Below are 17,711 nucleotides of genomic sequence, written 5' to 3' on the forward strand. Positions count from 1 at the left end.
CCCTTTATGGAAGCCTTGTTCTTTGAGGTTCGACAAAGGCTTTTTTCCGTAGTAGTTGAATGTTAGCGACTTGTGTTTGGAGATAGCTCCACCACACGAACAGCTTCTTCCGCCTTGATTTGAAGTGCGTCAGCTTCTTCTTGAGTTAACTTTATCTCTTCTACAGGCGATGTATTGCGCTTAACCAATATGCATCGAAAGTCTGTTACCTTGGTATTGGAAACCAGATAATGGCTGCCTTCTTCGGATTCAGTGTGTTCACCTATTTCAACGGAACATAAACGACTGTTTCGTACGGCGCGAATGTCTTCCACTCTGGCTTCTAGGCTTGGGCCGCCGTCAAAAATGTCCACGTAGTTTTCATAGCGGAAGCCTTCTTGTTCTAAAAGGCGACGTGCTGGCGCGGTATTGGTGTGAACTTCGCCCAACACATCACGAGCTTCTTTCGGCAATAGATTGACGTATACAGGGTTGTTCGGCATTAATTCAGCGATGAACTGCTTGTTGCCTTGTGTTGTTAATTCGTCTGCTTTGACAAAGTCGATAGAGAAGAAGTGGCGTCCTAAACTTTCCCATAAAGGCGATACGCCGTTTTCATCGCTCACGCCACGCATTTCTGCGAATACTTTTTCCGTGAAGCGCTCAGGAAATTGCGCCATAAACATGAAACGGGCTTTAGACAATAGTTGTCCGTTTTTAGAGTGGCGATAGCCTTCTTCCAAAAACAAGGTGCAAATTTCACTGCAACCAGTGAAGTCATTGTTTAGGATCAGAGTTGGAACCGCGTTATGCACGCCAAGCTCGCGAGAGGCGTGGGTGATTGTGCCTAAGTGGTAACTGTAGAAAGGTTCTTCTAAGCCGACGGTCGCCAATATGCCGCAAGTACCGACAACTTGGCCAGTGGAAGAGTCTTCTAGCACCATTAGATAGTCTTCTTCTGATGGCGATGTCACTTCTTCTTTGGAAAAAGAGCGTACGGCGCCATCGATTTTCTTTTGTAGAATGGCTTCATCTGCGACCAAAGAGGTAAAACCTATGCCGGTTTGTTCTGCAAGTCGGTAAAGCGACTTCAGGTCATTTTGATTAATTGGGCGTATGACCATCATGATTGTATTCCTCTAAAATCCAGTAAATCTGCTGTGATAATTTTTTGTGATCTCTTTCATTGAAGTGGCACCACAAAAGCTCATAAAAATTGTGTTTAAAGCTTCGCCCATTGGATGCGATGACCCGGTGAAACGGCCAAGTGTTCTTGGGTTGCTTCTTCTAAACTTAAGCCTGCTGCTTGGTATTCTGCGCGAGCGGCAGTGGCTCTAAAGCTTTCTAAATGACCTGCTGCGATGATGTGCATTGGGCCTTTAGATGTATCCGTTAAAGTTAACGCCTTACCTGTTTTTTGATTGGCAACGGTTTTTAGGCTTTCTGTTCGTGCTTCAATAGTTGGCCCTGCGTCAAAAATGTCTACATAACCGCGGAACTCAAACCCTTCGTCTAATAATATGTCTGCGCTTTGGCTGGAGTCTTCGTGGATGACGCCAATCGCATCTTGAGCGTTTTCAGGCAGTGTCGGCACATAAATTGGGTAACGCGGCATTAAGTCGGCAATAAAATGTTTATTACTCACCCCTGAAAGATAGTCCGCTTTTTGGAAGTCCATGGAAAAAAGTGCTTTCCAAGAGCGTCCCAAAACGCTGAATAGCCATGTTTGTCACTTTCGCCACGCAACTCAACAAAAATGCGCTTTGTAAAACGCTCAGGATGACGAGCAATAAAGAGCAATCTTGCTTTTGATAACAAGGACATAGCCGTTTGGTTTTGGTGTGCTTTGTCGACTACTAAAGCAATCAGGCGGCTGGTGCCGCTGTAGTCGTGACATAAAAATAGAGCAGGGATTCGGTTGTGAATTTGCAATTGTGGCGATGCATGAACCACTTCATCAATGCGATAGCTGTAAAAAGGAGTATCAATACCGACCATTGCTTCTATGCCACAGCAGCCAACGATTTCATCTGTGCTGGTATCAACCAGAACAAACAAGTAGGATTCATCCCCCGGCTGAACAACGTCCATTTGGAAGGATCGACGAGAAGACGCAATTTTATCGTTCAGTCTGTCTCTGTTTGCAGGGAAGTTGGTAATGCCGATGCCAGCTTGTTGAGCAAGGCGTTCTAGTGCGGGAAGGTCAGCAAAGTCAACTGGACGTACTAGATACATAGGAAAATCCTGAAATCGGTTAATTGGCTAGTTATGTGTTCATTATTGCTGAGTTACAAAAAGGGCGTAAGAGCAAAACTTTCTAATTAGCGACAGTTTTTTCTGAATAATGGCTTATTTTAGTCGATTTTTAAAAAGTATAGAGAGTTAGAAAATGAAGCAAGGCGTTTATCAGCATTATAAAGGTGCGGAATATTGGGTTGAGCGTGTGGTAAAACACAGCGAAACAGAAGAGAGTTTGGTGATTTATCAAGCCTTGTACGGTGATTTTGGCTGGTGGGCAAGACCATTAAGCATGTTTAAAGAATCCGTTGTTATCAACCAAGAGAGTATTCCTCGCTTTGAATGGGTGAGAGCTGAACGCGGTGCTGTTTAGTTAAGACAGAGTCGTTTATAAATGAAAGCCCTGACTGGTGACAGTCAGGGTGATTAAACCAGTGTTAAATTGGCGGATGCATCCACGGGGATTCACGCATAAAGTGGATGATTTGCTCTCTCAGCCAACGATGCGCTAAATCATTATTGAAGCGCTCATGCCATAAAATATGAATAGGAAGACGACCTTTATTCTCATCCAATTCGATCACTTCTTTCGGTACAGGCAAAACCTTTACTTTCGTAATCGCGCCTTGCGGACACATTACCTGCAAAAATAAATCACCAATAGATCGAGATGTCACCAAAGCCATACCTTGTTTTACGGCCTGCATAGTGGCCATCAAACTGTCGGTTTCTAAGGTAGGTTGAAGTTTGTAGCCCTTTTCTCTTAGCTTCTGCTCCGTTCTTGTAAATGAACTTTTGCGGTTATGTCGCCAATGAGGTTTTACCACTTTATGATCGAGCAAGTCTTGTAATGATGCTTCGTCTTGGTGGAACAGTGGGTGAGCTTCGCCTAAAACGATACAACCTTCCATGTGGCCGACCAATTTACTGCGAATGTTTCCTGGTGTGTCGTTGTGTCTAATAATGCCAAGGTCAACGTGACCAGAGATAAACTCTTCAAACTGGGAATCGCCCCATGAGGTGATAGCGAGCCTTACGCCAGGCGCTTCATTCTGTATGGAGGTTAATAGTGGTTCGATAAAGTTCTCTAAATCGCCTTCTTCAACGCGTAGCTTAAAGCGACGATCAAGGCTTTTTAAATCCAAGGTGTTTGGACTCATCAACTCAGAGAGAGAGCTTAAAATAGGCTGTATTAAGTCGTGTAATTCAGAGGCTCGCGCTGTCGGTGTTAAACCATAGGCTTGACGAGTAAAAAGAGAGTCTTTAAATAATTCTCTTAATCTTTGTAAGCTTTTGCTGAGCGCAGGTTGAGTGACGCCAAGTTTCTCTGCGGCTCTCGATACGCTGCCTTCTTCCATGATGGTAGCAAAGGCGACGAGTAACTTAATGTCTAATTTTAAGATGTCGTCTAGTTGCATAAGGTTCCCTATAGAGTGGAATGCTCTGTGTGTTGTAGGTAAGTAAAGAGCTTTGACGCAAATGGGTCAAAGCTCTTTTAATCCCTTCAGTCATGACTGATTTGTCGACGTTTTCAGATCGATTAATCAAATTCATTATGTGGGCGATACTTCACTCGGAACATGAGTGCATAAAACACAGGGACAGCAATCAAGGTCAAAATGGTTGCGAACCCTAGTCCGAATGAAATAACAACGGCCATGCCTTCAAAGAAAGCGTCGAACAATAATGGGATCATACCCAAAATAGTTGTCACCGCCGCCATACAAACAGGGCGTACACGACTCACTGCTGAGTTGAAAATCGCCTCGTATTTTTCTGTGCCTTGTTCAAGTTCATAGTTAATTTGATCGGCCAAAACGATACCGTTTTTCACCGTCATGCCCGATAGGCTCAAGAAGCCTAGCAATGCCATGAAGCTAAACGCCGAGTTCATCACAAGCAAGCCAGTAGAAACACCGATCAAGGCCAAAGGCACACAGAACCAAATGGTAAGTGGCACACGAACCGAGTTGAACAGCAACACGGTAATGATGAACATAAACAAGTAACCCATTGGCAAGGCACTGAAAATATTCGCTTGAGCGTCTGTGCTGCTTTCGTATTCACCACCCCATTCTAGCTTATAACCTGGTGGAAGCTCGATGGCTTCAACATCGCCACGAATACGGCTGAATACAGCCATAGCCGTTTCGTCACCTAGAATATTAGGGTCTGCCATTACGGTAATGGTACGTTTGCGATCAAGACGTTCGATGATTGGGTTTTCCCATGTGGTTTCAAATCCAGACACCAAAGTTGAAAGCGTTACGTATGAGCCAGAAGACGGACTGTAAATTTGCAAGTCACGAATTTGGTCAATCGACAATCTTTCGTTCTCAGGAACCGTTTGCATGATAGGCAATAAATCTGTGCCTTCACGATATAAGCCGATACGAGAGCCTGTGAAGTTGGTCAACAACACATTGTCTAGGTCGGTTTTACTGATTCCCAAACGGCGTGCTTGAGCATCATTGAAAATAGGGCGAAGCACTTTCACTGGCTGACGCCAATTGTCTTTAATGCTTTCTAGGCCGCCGTCTGCTCGGTAAATCTCTTGGATTTGAGCACTAAACTGACGCAACAGTTTAGGATCTGGTCCGCTGATACGAGCTTCAATTTTCGCGCCACTTGAAGGCCCTAATTGAAGGCGCTGTAATTTCACTTCTAGTTCAGGGTAGTCTTCCTTCATTTTGAAATGAAGCTCCTCGAACAACTGTGGAATCACTTCTTTGTTTTTTGTGCGGACAATAAACTGAGCATAACTAGAGTTTGTCTGCTCTGCGTTGTAGGTCAGCATGAAGCGCAATGCGCCTTGCCCCGTTGTGGATGTCACGTATTCAATGCGATCATCTTCCAGCAATTCCTTCTCAATGCTCGACACTTTCGCGTAAGTATCGTCAATGTGCGTGCCTTCTGGCATCTGCACGTCCATGTAAAACATTGGCGTGGTAGAAGGCGGGAAGAAAGCTTGCTTCACAAATTGGAAAGCCCAAGCAGATGTAAACAAACATCCAATCAATACGATGACAGTGAGCCAACGGTAATGCATGGCCTTGTCTAACAACCACTTATAGCCTGTGAACATGAAGCCCTTGTATGGATCGACTTTCTCTTGTTCTTGCTCGCCTTCGTTGTCCGCTTTTGCAATGGATTCTTTGAAGAATAGATCGCAGAAGAAAGGCGTTAGCGTTATGGCTGTAATCCAGCTTAAGAACAGTGAAATGAGCAATACATAAAAGAGTGAACCAACAAATTCACCGACCGAATCAGGAGACAAACCAATCGGCGCGAAAGCGGTAATGGCGATGATGGTTGCACCTAATAAAGGCCACTTTGTTTGTTTAACTACAGAGCTTGCCGCTTGGAGCTTTGTCATACCACGTTGCAAACCGATGAGTATGCCTTCGGTTACCACAATGGCGTTATCGACCAACATCCCGAGGGCAATAATCAAACCACCTAACGAGATTCTTTGCAGGTTGATACTGAAGTAATCCATGACGATAAAGGTGCCAAGAATGGTCAGCAACAAGATAAGACCGATCAAGATACCAGAGCGAATCCCCATGAAAACCAAAAGCACAAGAATAACGATGCCGACAGCTTCAACTAGGTTCAGTAGGAAGTTAGAAACAGAGCGATCCACTTCTTTTGATTGGAAATAAATAGCATCCATTTCCATGCCAACTGGCTGTTGGTATTTAAGTTCTTCAATGCGGTTTTCTAGTTGTTCGCCGATTTTTACTACGTTCACACCAGAAGAGAATGAGATACCCAACAACAGGGATTTCTCACCGTTGAAGTTCACCAAATGTGTTTGAGGATCAGAGTATTCACGTTTGATCGTTGCAACGTCACTTAAGCGAATGAGGTTGCCATCGATCGGTTTACCTATGATGAGGTTTTCTAATTCAGAAATGTCTTTAAATTCGCCAGTTGGGCTAATGCGAACGTACTCGCTGCCCACTTTGACACTGCCAGCATTGGATACACTGTTTTGGTTCGCCAATAGAGTTTGTAATTGGCTAGGCGCAATGCCCATATTGGCTAATTTAGAACGTGAAATCTCAATCGTAACCTGTTCGCTTTGTTCACCGGCAACGCTTACTTTCGCAATGCCATCCACCAAAACAAGCTCACGCTTGATGAAATCAACGTAATTTTCCAAGTCTTTGTATGGGTAGCCGTCACCATGAATGGCCAGCATAACGCCGTATACATCACCGAAGTCGTCGTACACAGTTGGCGTGCTAACACCACTTGGGAAGCCACCAGAAATATCACTGATTTTCTTGCGGACTTCATCCCAAATTTGTTTCAGCTCTTTGGCACGGTATGTGTCTTTAATCGTTAATTGAACTTTTGAGTAACCTGCTTTTGACGTGGAGGTGATTTTATCCACATAAGGTAGGTTTTGAAGCTCGCGCTCAATCGGGTAGGTGACTTCTTCTTCCACCTGTTCTGGTGAAGCGCCTGGGTAGGTTGTGATGATCAAGGCATCCTTGATGGTAAACTCAGGGTCTTCTAATTGTCCTAAACTGGTGAATGCTAAGGCACCACCAATTAGAAGAATCAAGGTGACCATCCAACTGGTAACCTTGCGCTTCATGAAATACGCTGCAATATCCATTATAGACCTCTCTCACGTGTCCAAGGACGAACTTGCATTGACTCAGTGAGAGTGTGAACGCCGGCGGTTACAACGCGATCGTTCTCTTTAAGACCTTCGACGACCTCGATTGAATCACCTTGCAAAACACCGAGCTTCACTGGGCGAGATTCGACTTTATTCGTGTTTTCATTGAAAACCCAAACTGCGCTTTCTGATTTTCCTGTTGTGGTGTTTTCGTGACGCAACACAGCTTCAACAGGCACAGTGTAATGCTTCATTTCGCCTAATAGCTGGTTCAAATCCATATCGACGTTGGCAGTCATGCCTGGTAAAAGCGTGTGTACACCTTTGTCTTTGCGAATTAGGTTTAAGGTTACATCGTACGCCTTGGTGTTTGGATCAGGCGTTGTTTTATGTTCTTTGTAAGAACCAAATAGAAGGTCTTCTGGTGCTACATCAACAACGACTCTTGGCGTGTAATCTGATTGAGTAGAGCGAATGCTCACAACCAAACCTTCTGGTACTTGGAAGCTAACTTCTAACTTGTCTATGTTCTGAATATGCATCAGCTTTTGTGTCGCGCTGACATATTGGAAGTTTTCAGTATCAACAGACGCGATAACACCATCAAATGGCGCGTAAACCTTGGTGTATTTAAGTTGATTTTTTGCTGTTTGAAGCGCGTTATTCGCTTGGTCTAGTGTGGCTTTCGCAGAGTCGTACTGAGAACGCGTTGTCGCATTCTGTTCCAACATGGTTTGAATTCGTTTGAACTGGGATTCCGCTAGACTTTGATTGGCTTGTGCTAATTCAATTTGTAATTGGAAGTCAGTTGGGTCAAGCGTCGCCAACAAATCGCCTTTTTTAACTCGCTGTCCAGACGTTGCATCTAACTTGATAATTTGACCGCCAACGCGGAAAGCCAAGTCTACTTCTTCACTTGCCTGTAACTCAGCAGGGAAGCGACGAATATTGACAGCATCGGTGGATTTTATAGTGAGGAGTTTGACTGGACGAATGATTTCTTTTTCTTCTGTTGCCACATCAGCTTCATCAGATGAACAGCCAGCCAGTAATAACGCTAGGGTTATTGCAGCGCCAGCCATCATATTTATGCGCGTTACGCGATTCATGCATTGCTCCGTAAATTATTTGAAAATAGTAAGATGAAAGTATTTTATATCTCTTGAATACGGATATGAATTTTTAAATATATATTAAAGATATTCCTCTGAAGGAATATCTCTATGGATGAGCGTGGGATTTATTGATGTGGTTTTATCAAAAATTGATGAATTGCCAAGCTATTGAGTCTTTGCAAGTTCCTCTAGGAAGGTTTCTAACACCAGATTCGAGCGTGCACCTTTTCGGGTGATCGAGGAAAATTGCGTTACATAATGACATTGTGTTGGCAAAATGGCGCGCATGCGGCCATCACGAATCCAGCGTTCTGCAACGTGGTCTGGCAAAAAGCCAATATAACGCCCCGTTAGAATAAGAAAGGCGATGCCTTCTCGGTCTGTAGCGGTTGCGCTGGCGGTGAGTGGTTGATGTTGTGTTTTGATTTCTGGCGTTTGTGCATAAGCTGGCAACACCGCATCAAAATCTTTAAGTTTTGCTTTCGATAATTGTTTGTCATCCACAGTGAAAAGTGGGTGAGTGTCACTGCAATAAAGTTTGGATTCTTCTTGATAAAGATGACTGTAGTCTAGTCCACTGAGGATTTTCAAATCAGGCACTATGCCGATGTGCAATGTGCCATCCAAAACACCTCTTTCCACGTCGTTTGGTGGAATCATCCGAATGTTCACAGTGACCTGAGGGCCTTTGTCTTTAAGTCCAGCCAAGGCTTTGGTAATTCGTGTGTGGGGCAAAGTCACTAAGTTGTCTGTGATACCTATGTTTAATTCGCCTTTCAAATGCTGATGTAACGCATTGATGTGAGTGCGAAAATCTTCAATGGACGATAAAAGCTGCAAAGTATGTTCATAAACTTGGCTGCCTTCGTTCGTCAGAGAAAATCCTGATCTTCCTCGCTGGCAAAGGCGGAACCCTAATCGTGTTTCCAAATCAGAAATGGCAATGCTAATGGCAGCTCGGCTAATGTTGAGTTCTACTTCGGCGGCGGAGAAACCACCAGACTCAACGACGGTTTTAAAGATTCTTAAAATCCTGAGGTCGGCGTCACTGACTTGGCTATTAAACTTTTTCATGGCGTTGCCTTTTGCGGTTTGAGTTACATCATTTGGATGATATTTAGTTAACTAAAAGATTAACTAAGAGTTAATAAAATAGACTTTTTATAATCTATTACTCTGGCATAGTGGAGTCAATACAGACGGCTTTTCTCTTTAAAGAAAAGCATTAAGAGAAATGTTTTAGTTTAAAAACTTTGGAGTTTTTCATGGAAATTATCGGACATTTGATTGGCGGTAAGTCGTCACAAGAGGCGGCACGCACTCAAGATGTGTTTAATCCAGCGACAGGTTTGGTATCTAAAAAAGTCGCTATTGCTTCGAAAGAAACAGTAGAGGAAGCCATTGCGGTTGCTCAGGCGGCTTATCCTGAATGGCGAAATACTCCACCATTGAAGCGCGCTCGTGTGATGTTTAATTACAAAGCCTTATTAGAAAAACACGCAGATAAAATTTGCGAGTTGATTGGCGCTGAACATGGAAAAATCTGCCATGACGCAGCAGGCGAATTGCAGCGTGGTATTGAAAACGTTGAATATGCTTGCGGCGCACCAGAATTATTAAAAGGGGAATTCAGTAAAAACGTCGGCCCAAATATAGATTCTTGGAGTGAGTTTCAACCGTTAGGTGTGGTGGCGGGTATTACGCCATTTAACTTCCCTGCTATGGTGCCTTTATGGATGTTTCCAATGGCGATTGTCTGCGGTAACACTTTTGTTCTAAAGCCATCGGAACGCGACCCAAGTACCGCGTTGTTTATCGCTGAGCTTTTACACGAAGCTGGATTGCCACCGGGTGTTTTTAATGTGGTAAACGGCGACAAAGAAGCAGTCGATACTTTATTAGAAGACACTCGCGTGAAAGCGGTGAGTTTTGTTGGTTCTACGCCTATTGCAGAATACATCTACAGCAAGGCCAGTGCGAATGGCAAACGTTGTCAGGCATTAGGCGGTGCGAAGAACCACGCGATTGTCATGCCTGATGCAGACATGGATAACGTCGTTAGTCAGTTGCTAGGTGCGGCGTTTGGCTCTTCTGGCGAGCGTTGCATGGCGCTTTCTGTCGCGGTGGCGGTTGGCAAAGAAGCAGGGGATATTTTGATCAATAAAATGTCCGAAGCTATGAAGCCACTGAAAGTGGGTGAATGCTCAGATAAAACCAACGATTTTGGCCCAGTTATTACGAAAGAGCATAAGGACAAAGTTGTTGGTTTCATTGATAGCGCAGAAGCTCAAGGTGCGACTATCGTTGTGGATGGTCGTAATCCAAATGTCGCTGGTTATGAAAATGGCTTCTTTGTTGGTGCGACGTTAATTGACGGCGTAACCAAGGAAATGGACAGCTATCAGCAGGAAATTTTTGGTCCTGTTTTGCAAGTGGTTCGTGTTGATACGATGGAGGAGGCCATGGCGCTGATCAATGACCATGAATATGGCAACGGAACCTGTATCTTTACGCGAGACGGTGAAGCGGCGCGTTATTTCTCTGATCACATTGAAGTCGGCATGGTTGGTATTAATGTGCCACTGCCTGTTCCTGTTGCGTACCACAGTTTTGGTGGTTGGAAGCGTTCACTGTTTGGTGATCTGCATGCTTATGGTCCAGATGCGGTACGTTTTTACACTAAACGCAAAACTATTACTCAGCGTTGGCCTTCGGCTGGCGTGCGAGAAGGTAAGAGCTTCTCTTTCCCATCATAGATCCCGTGCATTTCTATGCCTTAATTTAGGCAATCATATTAGAAGTGTCTTTCAGGCTGTTTATCTTTTGATAAGCAGCCTTTTTTTATTTGCTGCTTGGTACTTTGATAGCCAAGCGTTTTTATTCATGAGTTTGTAATTGGTAGGGAATAGGTTTTATTTGTACGTGTTTTGATCTAATCTGACGCAATGTTGTTATATTTTTTCACTTTTTGGAGCAACGTCTAGGTCATGAATCTCCGTTTGTTTGTAGCTAAGTTGTTCATCATGTTACTCACAGTGTCATTGGTTGGTTGTGCTGCATCTTCTCATCGAGAAGGTATTGAACCGGGTGGGGAATTAAGTGTTGAAGTGACGGACGATGTTGCTTATCTATCGGGTGTTTTAGACAGCGACCTTGTTGATCGATTAAGTGATCTTATCAAAGAAAACCCTAATGTGACGGATTTAGTCTTGGTGGATATTCGCGGTTCTTTTGATCAGCAAGCAACAATGGAAGGGGCGCGTTTGATTCGACGTTTAGGTTTGAACACACAGATTGCACCAACGGGTTTTGTGCTTTCTGGTGGTGTTGATCTATTCTTAGGAGGTGTTGAAAGGCTGATTGGTGCTGGCGCGGGTGTTGGCGTTCACGCTTGGTCTGATGGGACAAAAGTTAAAGCCGCTAATTTAGATCCAATGGATCCAGTCCATGCAGCTTATGTGAATTTTTACCTAGAAATGGGTGTGCCGGAGCGGTTTTATTGGTTCTCGCTTGAGGCTGCGCCCGAAGACAGAGTGTACTTTTTGTCTCCTGAAGAAATGTACGATTATCAACTAGTGACGCAGTAAAGGTAAATGGAGGGGCAGATGGAACAAATCGAAATGTTTGTGATAGAAAGCCCCTGCAAAGGTGTTTGCGAGAACAGTGCTAAAGGTTTTTGCAAAGGATGCTTGCGTAGCCGAGACGAGCGCTTTCATTGGTTTTCCTTATCGAATGAAGATCGACACCATATCTTAGACTTATGCAAACAACGCCGTGCTCGTTTATTGAAGGCGCGCCAAGAACGCTTAGAAGCGAATCTTGATAAGGCGCTGCCTTACGGTATGGAAGAAGAGAGCGTTAGCCCACTTTTTCCCTTTCTAGTTAATTCTCAAAAATAGCGTCTAACGCTTCTGATAAACGCTCGACACCAATAACTTTCATTCCTTCGATTGGTTTCTTAGGGCAGTTACTTTTAGGCACGACCGCTCGTGTAAAGCCATGTTTAGCGGCTTCGCTGATACGTTCTTGTCCTGATGGTACGGGGCGAATTTCCCCAGACAAACCTACTTCCCCGAGTACGACTAAATCGTGCGGTAAGACTCTGTCCCTGAAACTGGAAACTACCGCCGAAATAGCGGCGAGGTCAGCACTGGTTTCCAGTACTTTTACGCCGCCAACAACGTTCAAATATACGTCTTGATCTGCTGTATGCAGGCCGCCATGTTTGTGAAGTACAGCGAGCAACATGGCGAGTCTGTTGTGGTCAAAACCTACGGTAACTCGTCGAGGATTACCAAAGGCAGAGTCATCCACCAAGGCTTGTAACTCTACAAGCAGAGGGCGAGTACCTTCCCAAACCACCATGACTAGGCTGCCAGCCGCGGGTTGATTGCTTCGATTTAAGAAAATAGAGCTTGGGTTTTTGACTTCTTTTAGTCCGCTTTCCAGCATGGCAAAAACGCCCAATTCATTGATCGCACCAAAACGGTTTTTCATACCACGAAGTGTTCGAAAGCGAGAGTCTTCAGAGCCTTCTAAGAGAACTGAGCAATCCACCATGTGCTCAAGGACTTTTGGTCCAGCTAACGTCCCATCTTTTGTCACATGGCCAACAAGCAAGACTGCTGTTTGAGTTTGCTTGGCGAAGCGGGTTAATACAGCGGCGCTTTCTCGAACTTGTGAAACGCTACCAGGCGCTGATTCAATACCATCCAAATGCATAACCTGAATGGAGTCGATTACCATGACTTTTGGCTTCAACTGTTGAGCTGTGTTTAAAATGCTTTCTACATTGGTTTCTGAAAGCATTTTTAAATTTTGTGTTGGCAAACCAAGGCGGTGAGCGCGCATAGCAACCTGTTGTAGCGATTCCTCACCTGTGACATACAAGGCGCTCTGTTGTTGAGCTAACCAGCACATGGTTTGCAGTAATAATGTACTTTTACCTGCTCCGGGGCTGCCGCCAATCAAAACAACGCCACCAGGAACGAGACCGCCACCGAGCACCCGATCAAACTCACTGGCACCTGAGCTAAAACGTGGTACGTCAGATAAGTCCACATCCGATAGGCTTTGAATACCTGTTGTTGCTCCAGCATAACCTTGATAGCGAGGGTCTTGAGCTGCCGACACTCGCGCCGAAGTTTTCGTCGACGTTAGGCGAATTTCAGATAGGGAATTCCAGGCTTTGCAGGCTTGGCACTGACCTTGCCATTTTGCGTAGTCAGCACCGCATTCATTGCATACAAAGGCTGTTTTTGCTTTAGCCATGAAAATACTCTTTATTCAAAAGAAGAAGCAAAGCGCTTCTTCTTATCGGTTTGTGTTGTTGATTATTTTTTCCAGTTAACCGAATACAAGTCAAGACGTCGATCTTTCAGGTTGTTGACTGAGCCTTCACTGCGAGTAAATTTCAACTTATCCAAGTCTAAGTCAGAGAACATGATCATCTCGGTGTTAGGCGTAGTTTCTGCCATGACCGCATCGTGTGGATATGAGAAATCAGAAGGTGAAAATACAGAGCTTTGAGAGTACTGAATGTCCAAGTTTTCCACCTGAGGCAAGTTGCCACAACTACCACAGATAACCACATAACATTCGTTTTCAATAGCGCGTGCTTGAGCGCAGTTTCGCACTCGTAGATAGCCATTTTTTGTGTCGGTCCAAAAAGGTACGAAAAGAATGTCCATGTCTTGCTCTGCAAGCAGTCGCCCAAGTTCAGGGAATTCTACGTCATAGCAAATTAGAATGCCGACACGTCCAGCGTCCGTATCAAAGACTTTCAGCTTATCGCCACCTTGAATCACCCAGTCGCGGCGTTCGTGTGGTGTGATATGGACTTTTTTCTGCTCTTCTACTGTGCCATCACGGCGGCATAAATAGCTGATGTTATAAACCACTTCGTCTTCGATGATTGGCATAGAGCCTGTGATGACGTTGATGTTATAACTTACTGCTAATTGTGATATCTCGTTTTTGAAACGCTCAGTGAAGCTGGCTAGAAAGCGAATCGCTTCCGTTTGGTTGCTTTGGTCTGGGCTTAAGCCGATTAACGGAGCATTAAAAAATTCAGGGAAAACGGCAAAGTCACTTTTGTAGTTTGAAACTGCATCAATGAAGTATTCCACCTGCTTTAAAAGCTCATCTGCGCTTTCTACTTCACGCATTTGCCACTGAACCGCACCAATGCGTACTTGTGTCTTACGTGATTGGATTACAGTGGTTTCTGGTTCGAAGAAAATGTTTTTCCATTCCAGTAGCGTTGCATAACCTTGGGACTTTTCGTCTTCCGGTAAATAGCGTTTGAGTAATCGTGTGACCTGAAAATCATTCGACAATTGGAAAGACAAAATAGGGTCGTAGATTTTCTTCTCGCGAACGGATTCTAAGTATTCTGCTGGCGATAAATTGTGCGCATGTTCGTGATAATTCGGTATGCGTCCACCCGCTAGGATGGCACGGAAGTTATGCTGGCGACAAAGCTCCTTGCGAGCTTCGTATAAACGTCTACCTAAACGATAACCTCGATATTCCGGCGCAATAAGAACATCTAAACCATACATGGCGTCGCCTTGAGGGTCGTTTAAAATGTTTTCTTTTTGATCGACCAAATCATCATAAGTATGAGGGTTACTAAAGCGTTGATAATTGGCTTGTACAGATAAAGCGATACCGACAATTTTACCGTGATCTTCCAGGCAAATTTGCCCTTCAGGAAAGTCTTTTATTAATTGATGAATTGTGTGTTTTGGCCAAGACCCACCAATATCATGGTAAACCTTATCCATGAGTAGTTTTACTTGCTCATAATCGTTGTTGGTTAGATTACGAATTTTTAAATGTAAGTCTTCTAGCATGATGGCCTCGATTGTATTGGCTGATGCGTGTTTTGTAGATGCATCAGACTGTATTTGTATAACAAGATAATAACGCTTCTTTATGTCATGAGGGCGTTATATTTGTTTTAAAGCACCAAAAAGATTGTCGTTAGAAAAAGAAAACCCCCGCCGAGGCGAGGGTTTTATTAAGAAAGAACTAAATGCTTTCTGGAAGAATTACTTTTTGAATTCTGGGTATGCTTCCATACCACACTCAGAAAGGTCAACACCTTCGTATTCTTCTTCTTCGCTAACACGAACACCCATGATTGCTTTGATGATCAACCAAGTTACTAGGCTCGCTACGAATACCCAAACGAAGATAGTTACTGCACCAGCGATTTGACCGCCGAAAGTAGCACCGTCGTTTGTTAGAGGAACAGCTAATAGACCCCAAAGACCAACAACACCGTGAACAGAGATCGCGCCCACTGGATCGTCAAGCTTCAGCTTGTCTAGAGTAAGGATAGAAACTACAACAATCAGACCACCAACTAGACCAATCAAAGTTGCGCCTAGAGCAGAAGGAGTTGAAGGCTCTGCAGTGATAGCAACCAAACCAGCTAGCGCGCCGTTTAGAAGCATAGTCAAATCTGCTTTACCGAATAGGATGCGAGCAAGAATTAGTGCGCCAATTGCACCACCAGCTGCTGCAGCGTTAGTGTTTAGGAACACCATAGCAACAGAGTTAGCGCTTGCGATATCGCCAAGTTTCAATACAGAACCACCGTTGAAACCGAACCAACCCAACCAAAGGATAAGCGTACCCAAAGTTGCAAGAGGTAGGTTTGCGCCAGGGATTGCACGTACTTCACCGTTAGGACCGTATTTACCTTTACGAGCACCCAGGATGATTACACCAGCCAATGCTGCTGCAGCACCTGCCATGTGAACGATACCAGAACCTGCAAAGTCAGAGAAACCAAGGTCGCCAAGGCTAAACATACCGAATACAGAACCGCCGCCCCAAGTCCAGTTACCTTCCATTGGGTAGATGAAACCAGTCATAACAACAGCGAATGCTAGGAAAGCCCATAGCTTCATGCGCTCAGCAACTGCACCAGATACAATAGACATTGCTGTTGCAACGAATACTACTTGGAAGAAGAAGTCAGAAGCGCCTGAGTATATAGAACCGCCTTCAAAACCGCCATCACGAGCAGCGAAGTCAGCTAGAGTTGAGTCTACATCAACGTCTTGAATACCAGTTAGGAACCACTCGCCACCGTACATGATCGAGTAACCGCAAACTAGGTACATGATGCAAGAAATGGCAAACAAAGCCACGTTCTTGGTTAAGATTTCAGTGGTGTTTTTAGCGCGTACTAAACCCGCTTCTAACATGGCAAATCCGGCTGCCATCCACATAACTAGTGCGCCACACACCAAAAAGTAAAAAGTGTCCATGGCATATTGTAAGTGAAAAATTTGATCTTGCATGTTTCGCCCCCCTAAAGGCTTGTAAGATTCGAAGCTATAATTAAACTGCTTCTACACCAGTCTCGCCGGTACGAATACGAACCGCTTGCTCAAGGTTAACGATAAAGATTTTACCGTCGCCAATTTTGCCTGTGTTTGCAGCGCCACTAATTGCTTCTACAACTTGGTCTGTCATGTCGTCAGCAATAGCAAGTTCGATTTTTACTTTAGGTAGAAAATCAACTACGTATTCAGCGCCACGGTATAGTTCTGTGTGGCCCTTTTGACGTCCGAAACCTTTTACTTCTGTAACCGTGATACCTTGAACACCGATTTCAGAAAGAGCTTCTCGAACATCATCCAGTTTAAATGGCTTGATGATGGCTGTTATAAGCTTCATACCCACTGTCTCCTTTAATTAAGTCAGTATTATTGTCGTAACGCAGGTAAGCTCTTTATTCAATATGCGTGCCATATACTGAAGTGCCTTAGTGCCAAAGGGTTTGTAAGGATTTTGTCTGCTTTTGGAAATTAAAAAGGCGAGGGTGTGTTTATAAATGGTGCGTTTATTTTCAAATGTTTTATTTTTGGTGCATTAACTTGGTGCGGGTGTCCTTGTATCAAATAAACTCTCTTGGCTTTATCTCCTTTGTTCTGATTAAGAAAAAATCCTTTAGATACCAGAAGATAAGCAATCCCTGTGTTGTGTTAACAGTAAAGGGTCGACGACTGGTTGAAATTTGCACAAAAAAGAGGCGATTCATTCTTGTGCTAGATTGATGAGCATTTAACTTAGAGCGTGAAAAAGTGGTTTAGAAAACATAGATTGCTTGTTTGTACCTTTTAACGACCTCTATACTATGCTTTAAAACACTGACTTGATGCCTTTTGTGAGGCGTTCAAAAATACGAAGAGTAATATGACATGATAGATCAATTTATTAAGCAACTTGGTACAGGCTTAGAGCAAGCCGCAGAGACGTTAGGAAAATTGCCGAAAGAAGAAATCCAGTCGCAGTTGCATGAAGTTGCTCGTAATACACTGACTAAAATGGATCTGGTGACGCGCGAAGAGTTTGAAGTGCAAGAGGCTATGTTAGCGAAATATCGAACAAAGCTTGCAGCTTTAGAAGCGCGCCTGACTGAACTAGAGGCTGGAACGAAAAGTTAAAAACAGGAATTAAACGATGCTGATGTCATTGTTTATTTCCAGCCTTGCTTCCAATCCACAGTGGAAGTCAGTGATTGCCAAGGTAATGTGTATGAGTTTTTGTTGATGACAGCTTCAAGAGTACATTCGATAACAGTACCTTCTTCATCACGCATTAACTCAGTCACAATAAAGTGCTTCTCTTTATGGGTAGGCGAGACAGAAGTCCGTTTTGAGAGCAGTAATTTATTAGGATTAATCTGAGTTTTTGACATAGAGTGATCTCATTACATTAAT

15 protein-coding genes and 1 pseudogene are annotated in these 17,711 nt (G+C 44.0%); 5 read left to right on the forward strand and 11 right to left on the reverse strand.

Annotated elements, in window-relative coordinates; all coding sequences use genetic code 11:
* Positions 1 to 62 precede the first annotated feature (62 nt).
* Together astA and AC0L46_RS11135 are read right to left on the reverse strand one after the other, a co-directional pair.
* A complete protein-coding gene (gene astA, locus AC0L46_RS11130) occupies positions 63 to 1,106 on the reverse strand; it encodes an arginine N-succinyltransferase (protein ID WP_473503634.1) in 1,044 nt (347 codons plus the stop codon).
* Between the two features lie 95 nt (positions 1,107 to 1,201).
* A pseudogene (locus AC0L46_RS11135) lies at positions 1,202 to 2,214 on the reverse strand (arginine N-succinyltransferase).
* Positions 2,215 to 2,368: 154 nt separating this feature from the next.
* Between AC0L46_RS11135 and AC0L46_RS11140 the strand changes: the two are divergent.
* Positions 2,369 to 2,590, forward strand: a complete 222-nt coding sequence (locus AC0L46_RS11140) for a DUF1653 domain-containing protein (protein WP_473503636.1) — start codon at positions 2,369 to 2,371, stop codon at positions 2,588 to 2,590.
* 64 nt (positions 2,591 to 2,654) lie between these two features.
* Here AC0L46_RS11140 and AC0L46_RS11145 read toward each other — a convergent pair whose 3' ends face one another.
* From AC0L46_RS11145 to AC0L46_RS11160, 4 genes are all read right to left on the reverse strand, one after another.
* Positions 2,655 to 3,635, reverse strand: a complete 981-nt coding sequence (locus tag AC0L46_RS11145) for a LysR family transcriptional regulator (protein ID WP_414680643.1) — start codon at positions 3,633 to 3,635, stop codon at positions 2,655 to 2,657.
* A 122-nt stretch (positions 3,636 to 3,757) separates the two neighbouring features.
* A complete protein-coding gene (locus tag AC0L46_RS11150) occupies positions 3,758 to 6,847 on the reverse strand; it encodes an efflux RND transporter permease subunit (protein WP_473503639.1) in 3,090 nt (1,029 codons plus the stop codon).
* Positions 6,847 to 7,962 carry an efflux RND transporter periplasmic adaptor subunit gene (locus AC0L46_RS11155; protein WP_473503641.1) on the reverse strand — a complete coding sequence of 372 codons (1,116 nt, stop codon included), beginning with the start codon at positions 7,960 to 7,962 and terminating at the stop codon, positions 6,847 to 6,849. The genes AC0L46_RS11150 and AC0L46_RS11155 overlap by 1 nt, the downstream gene beginning before the upstream one ends.
* A gap of 171 nt (positions 7,963 to 8,133) precedes the next feature.
* A complete protein-coding gene (locus AC0L46_RS11160) occupies positions 8,134 to 9,042 on the reverse strand; it encodes a LysR family transcriptional regulator (protein ID WP_473503643.1) in 909 nt (302 codons plus the stop codon).
* A gap of 191 nt (positions 9,043 to 9,233) precedes the next feature.
* On the opposite strand from AC0L46_RS11160, the gene AC0L46_RS11165 reads away from it, so the two are divergent.
* From AC0L46_RS11165 to AC0L46_RS11175, 3 genes are all read left to right on the forward strand, one after another.
* Positions 9,234 to 10,724, forward strand: coding sequence for a CoA-acylating methylmalonate-semialdehyde dehydrogenase (locus AC0L46_RS11165; RefSeq protein WP_473503645.1), 1,491 nt, complete (start codon positions 9,234 to 9,236; stop codon positions 10,722 to 10,724).
* Positions 10,725 to 10,955: 231 nt separating this feature from the next.
* A complete protein-coding gene (locus AC0L46_RS11170; protein WP_414680638.1) occupies positions 10,956 to 11,555 on the forward strand; it encodes a COG3904 family protein in 600 nt (199 codons plus the stop codon).
* Positions 11,556 to 11,573: 18 nt separating this feature from the next.
* Positions 11,574 to 11,867, forward strand: coding sequence for a DUF1289 domain-containing protein (locus AC0L46_RS11175; protein ID WP_317004895.1), 294 nt, complete (start codon positions 11,574 to 11,576; stop codon positions 11,865 to 11,867).
* On the opposite strand, the gene radA is transcribed toward AC0L46_RS11175, so the two are convergent.
* The 4 genes from radA to glnK form a co-directional block, all read right to left on the reverse strand.
* On the reverse strand, positions 11,851 to 13,239 hold the full coding sequence (gene radA / locus AC0L46_RS11180) for a DNA repair protein RadA (RefSeq protein ID WP_473503647.1): 1,389 nt from the start codon (positions 13,237 to 13,239) through the stop codon (positions 11,851 to 11,853). The genes AC0L46_RS11175 and radA overlap by 17 nt on opposite strands.
* Before the next feature lie 62 nt (positions 13,240 to 13,301).
* The gene (locus tag AC0L46_RS11185; RefSeq protein WP_473503649.1) at positions 13,302 to 14,825 is read right to left on the reverse strand and encodes a GNAT family N-acetyltransferase; all 1,524 of its coding nucleotides are present in this window, start codon (positions 14,823 to 14,825) and stop codon (positions 13,302 to 13,304) included.
* Positions 14,826 to 15,023: 198 nt separating this feature from the next.
* A complete protein-coding gene (locus tag AC0L46_RS11190; protein ID WP_414680634.1) occupies positions 15,024 to 16,286 on the reverse strand; it encodes an ammonium transporter in 1,263 nt (420 codons plus the stop codon).
* Between the two features lie 40 nt (positions 16,287 to 16,326).
* Positions 16,327 to 16,665 (reverse strand): P-II family nitrogen regulator, encoded by a 339-nt coding sequence (glnK, locus tag AC0L46_RS11195; protein ID WP_013795072.1) that lies wholly within the window; start codon positions 16,663 to 16,665, stop codon positions 16,327 to 16,329.
* Between the two features lie 524 nt (positions 16,666 to 17,189).
* Between glnK and AC0L46_RS11200 the strand changes: the two genes are divergently transcribed.
* The gene (locus AC0L46_RS11200; protein ID WP_317004892.1) at positions 17,190 to 17,435 is read left to right on the forward strand and encodes an accessory factor UbiK family protein; all 246 of its coding nucleotides are present in this window, start codon (positions 17,190 to 17,192) and stop codon (positions 17,433 to 17,435) included.
* A 32-nt stretch (positions 17,436 to 17,467) separates the two neighbouring features.
* Here the strand turns inward: AC0L46_RS11200 and AC0L46_RS11205 are convergent, their stop codons facing one another.
* Positions 17,468 to 17,689 (reverse strand): TIGR02450 family Trp-rich protein, encoded by a 222-nt coding sequence (locus tag AC0L46_RS11205; RefSeq protein ID WP_473503651.1) that lies wholly within the window; start codon positions 17,687 to 17,689, stop codon positions 17,468 to 17,470.
* Between the last annotated feature and the right edge of the window lie 22 nt (positions 17,690 to 17,711).

This window comes from Marinomonas sp. 15G6-16, from assembly GCF_055809555.1.

Coding starts and splice junctions, on each gene's coding strand:
- AC0L46_RS11160 (WP_473503643.1), bottom strand. CDS start 9,042: ATGAAAAAGTTTAATAGCCAAGTCAGTGACGCCGACCTCAGGATTTTA.
- AC0L46_RS11165 (WP_473503645.1), top strand. CDS start 9,234: ATGGAAATTATCGGACATTTGATTGGCGGTAAGTCGTCACAAGAGGCG.
- AC0L46_RS11150 (WP_473503639.1), bottom strand. CDS start 6,847: ATGGATATTGCAGCGTATTTCATGAAGCGCAAGGTTACCAGTTGGATG.
- AC0L46_RS11200 (WP_317004892.1), top strand. CDS start 17,190: ATGATAGATCAATTTATTAAGCAACTTGGTACAGGCTTAGAGCAAGCC.
- astA (WP_473503634.1), bottom strand. CDS start 1,106: ATGATGGTCATACGCCCAATTAATCAAAATGACCTGAAGTCGCTTTAC.
- AC0L46_RS11155 (WP_473503641.1), bottom strand. CDS start 7,962: ATGAATCGCGTAACGCGCATAAATATGATGGCTGGCGCTGCAATAACC.
- AC0L46_RS11175 (WP_317004895.1), top strand. CDS start 11,574: ATGGAACAAATCGAAATGTTTGTGATAGAAAGCCCCTGCAAAGGTGTT.
- radA (WP_473503647.1), bottom strand. CDS start 13,239: ATGGCTAAAGCAAAAACAGCCTTTGTATGCAATGAATGCGGTGCTGAC.
- AC0L46_RS11170 (WP_414680638.1), top strand. CDS start 10,956: ATGAATCTCCGTTTGTTTGTAGCTAAGTTGTTCATCATGTTACTCACA.
- glnK (WP_013795072.1), bottom strand. CDS start 16,665: ATGAAGCTTATAACAGCCATCATCAAGCCATTTAAACTGGATGATGTT.
- AC0L46_RS11190 (WP_414680634.1), bottom strand. CDS start 16,286: ATGCAAGATCAAATTTTTCACTTACAATATGCCATGGACACTTTTTAC.
- AC0L46_RS11140 (WP_473503636.1), top strand. CDS start 2,369: ATGAAGCAAGGCGTTTATCAGCATTATAAAGGTGCGGAATATTGGGTT.
- AC0L46_RS11185 (WP_473503649.1), bottom strand. CDS start 14,825: ATGCTAGAAGACTTACATTTAAAAATTCGTAATCTAACCAACAACGAT.
- AC0L46_RS11205 (WP_473503651.1), bottom strand. CDS start 17,689: ATGTCAAAAACTCAGATTAATCCTAATAAATTACTGCTCTCAAAACGG.
- AC0L46_RS11145 (WP_414680643.1), bottom strand. CDS start 3,635: ATGCAACTAGACGACATCTTAAAATTAGACATTAAGTTACTCGTCGCC.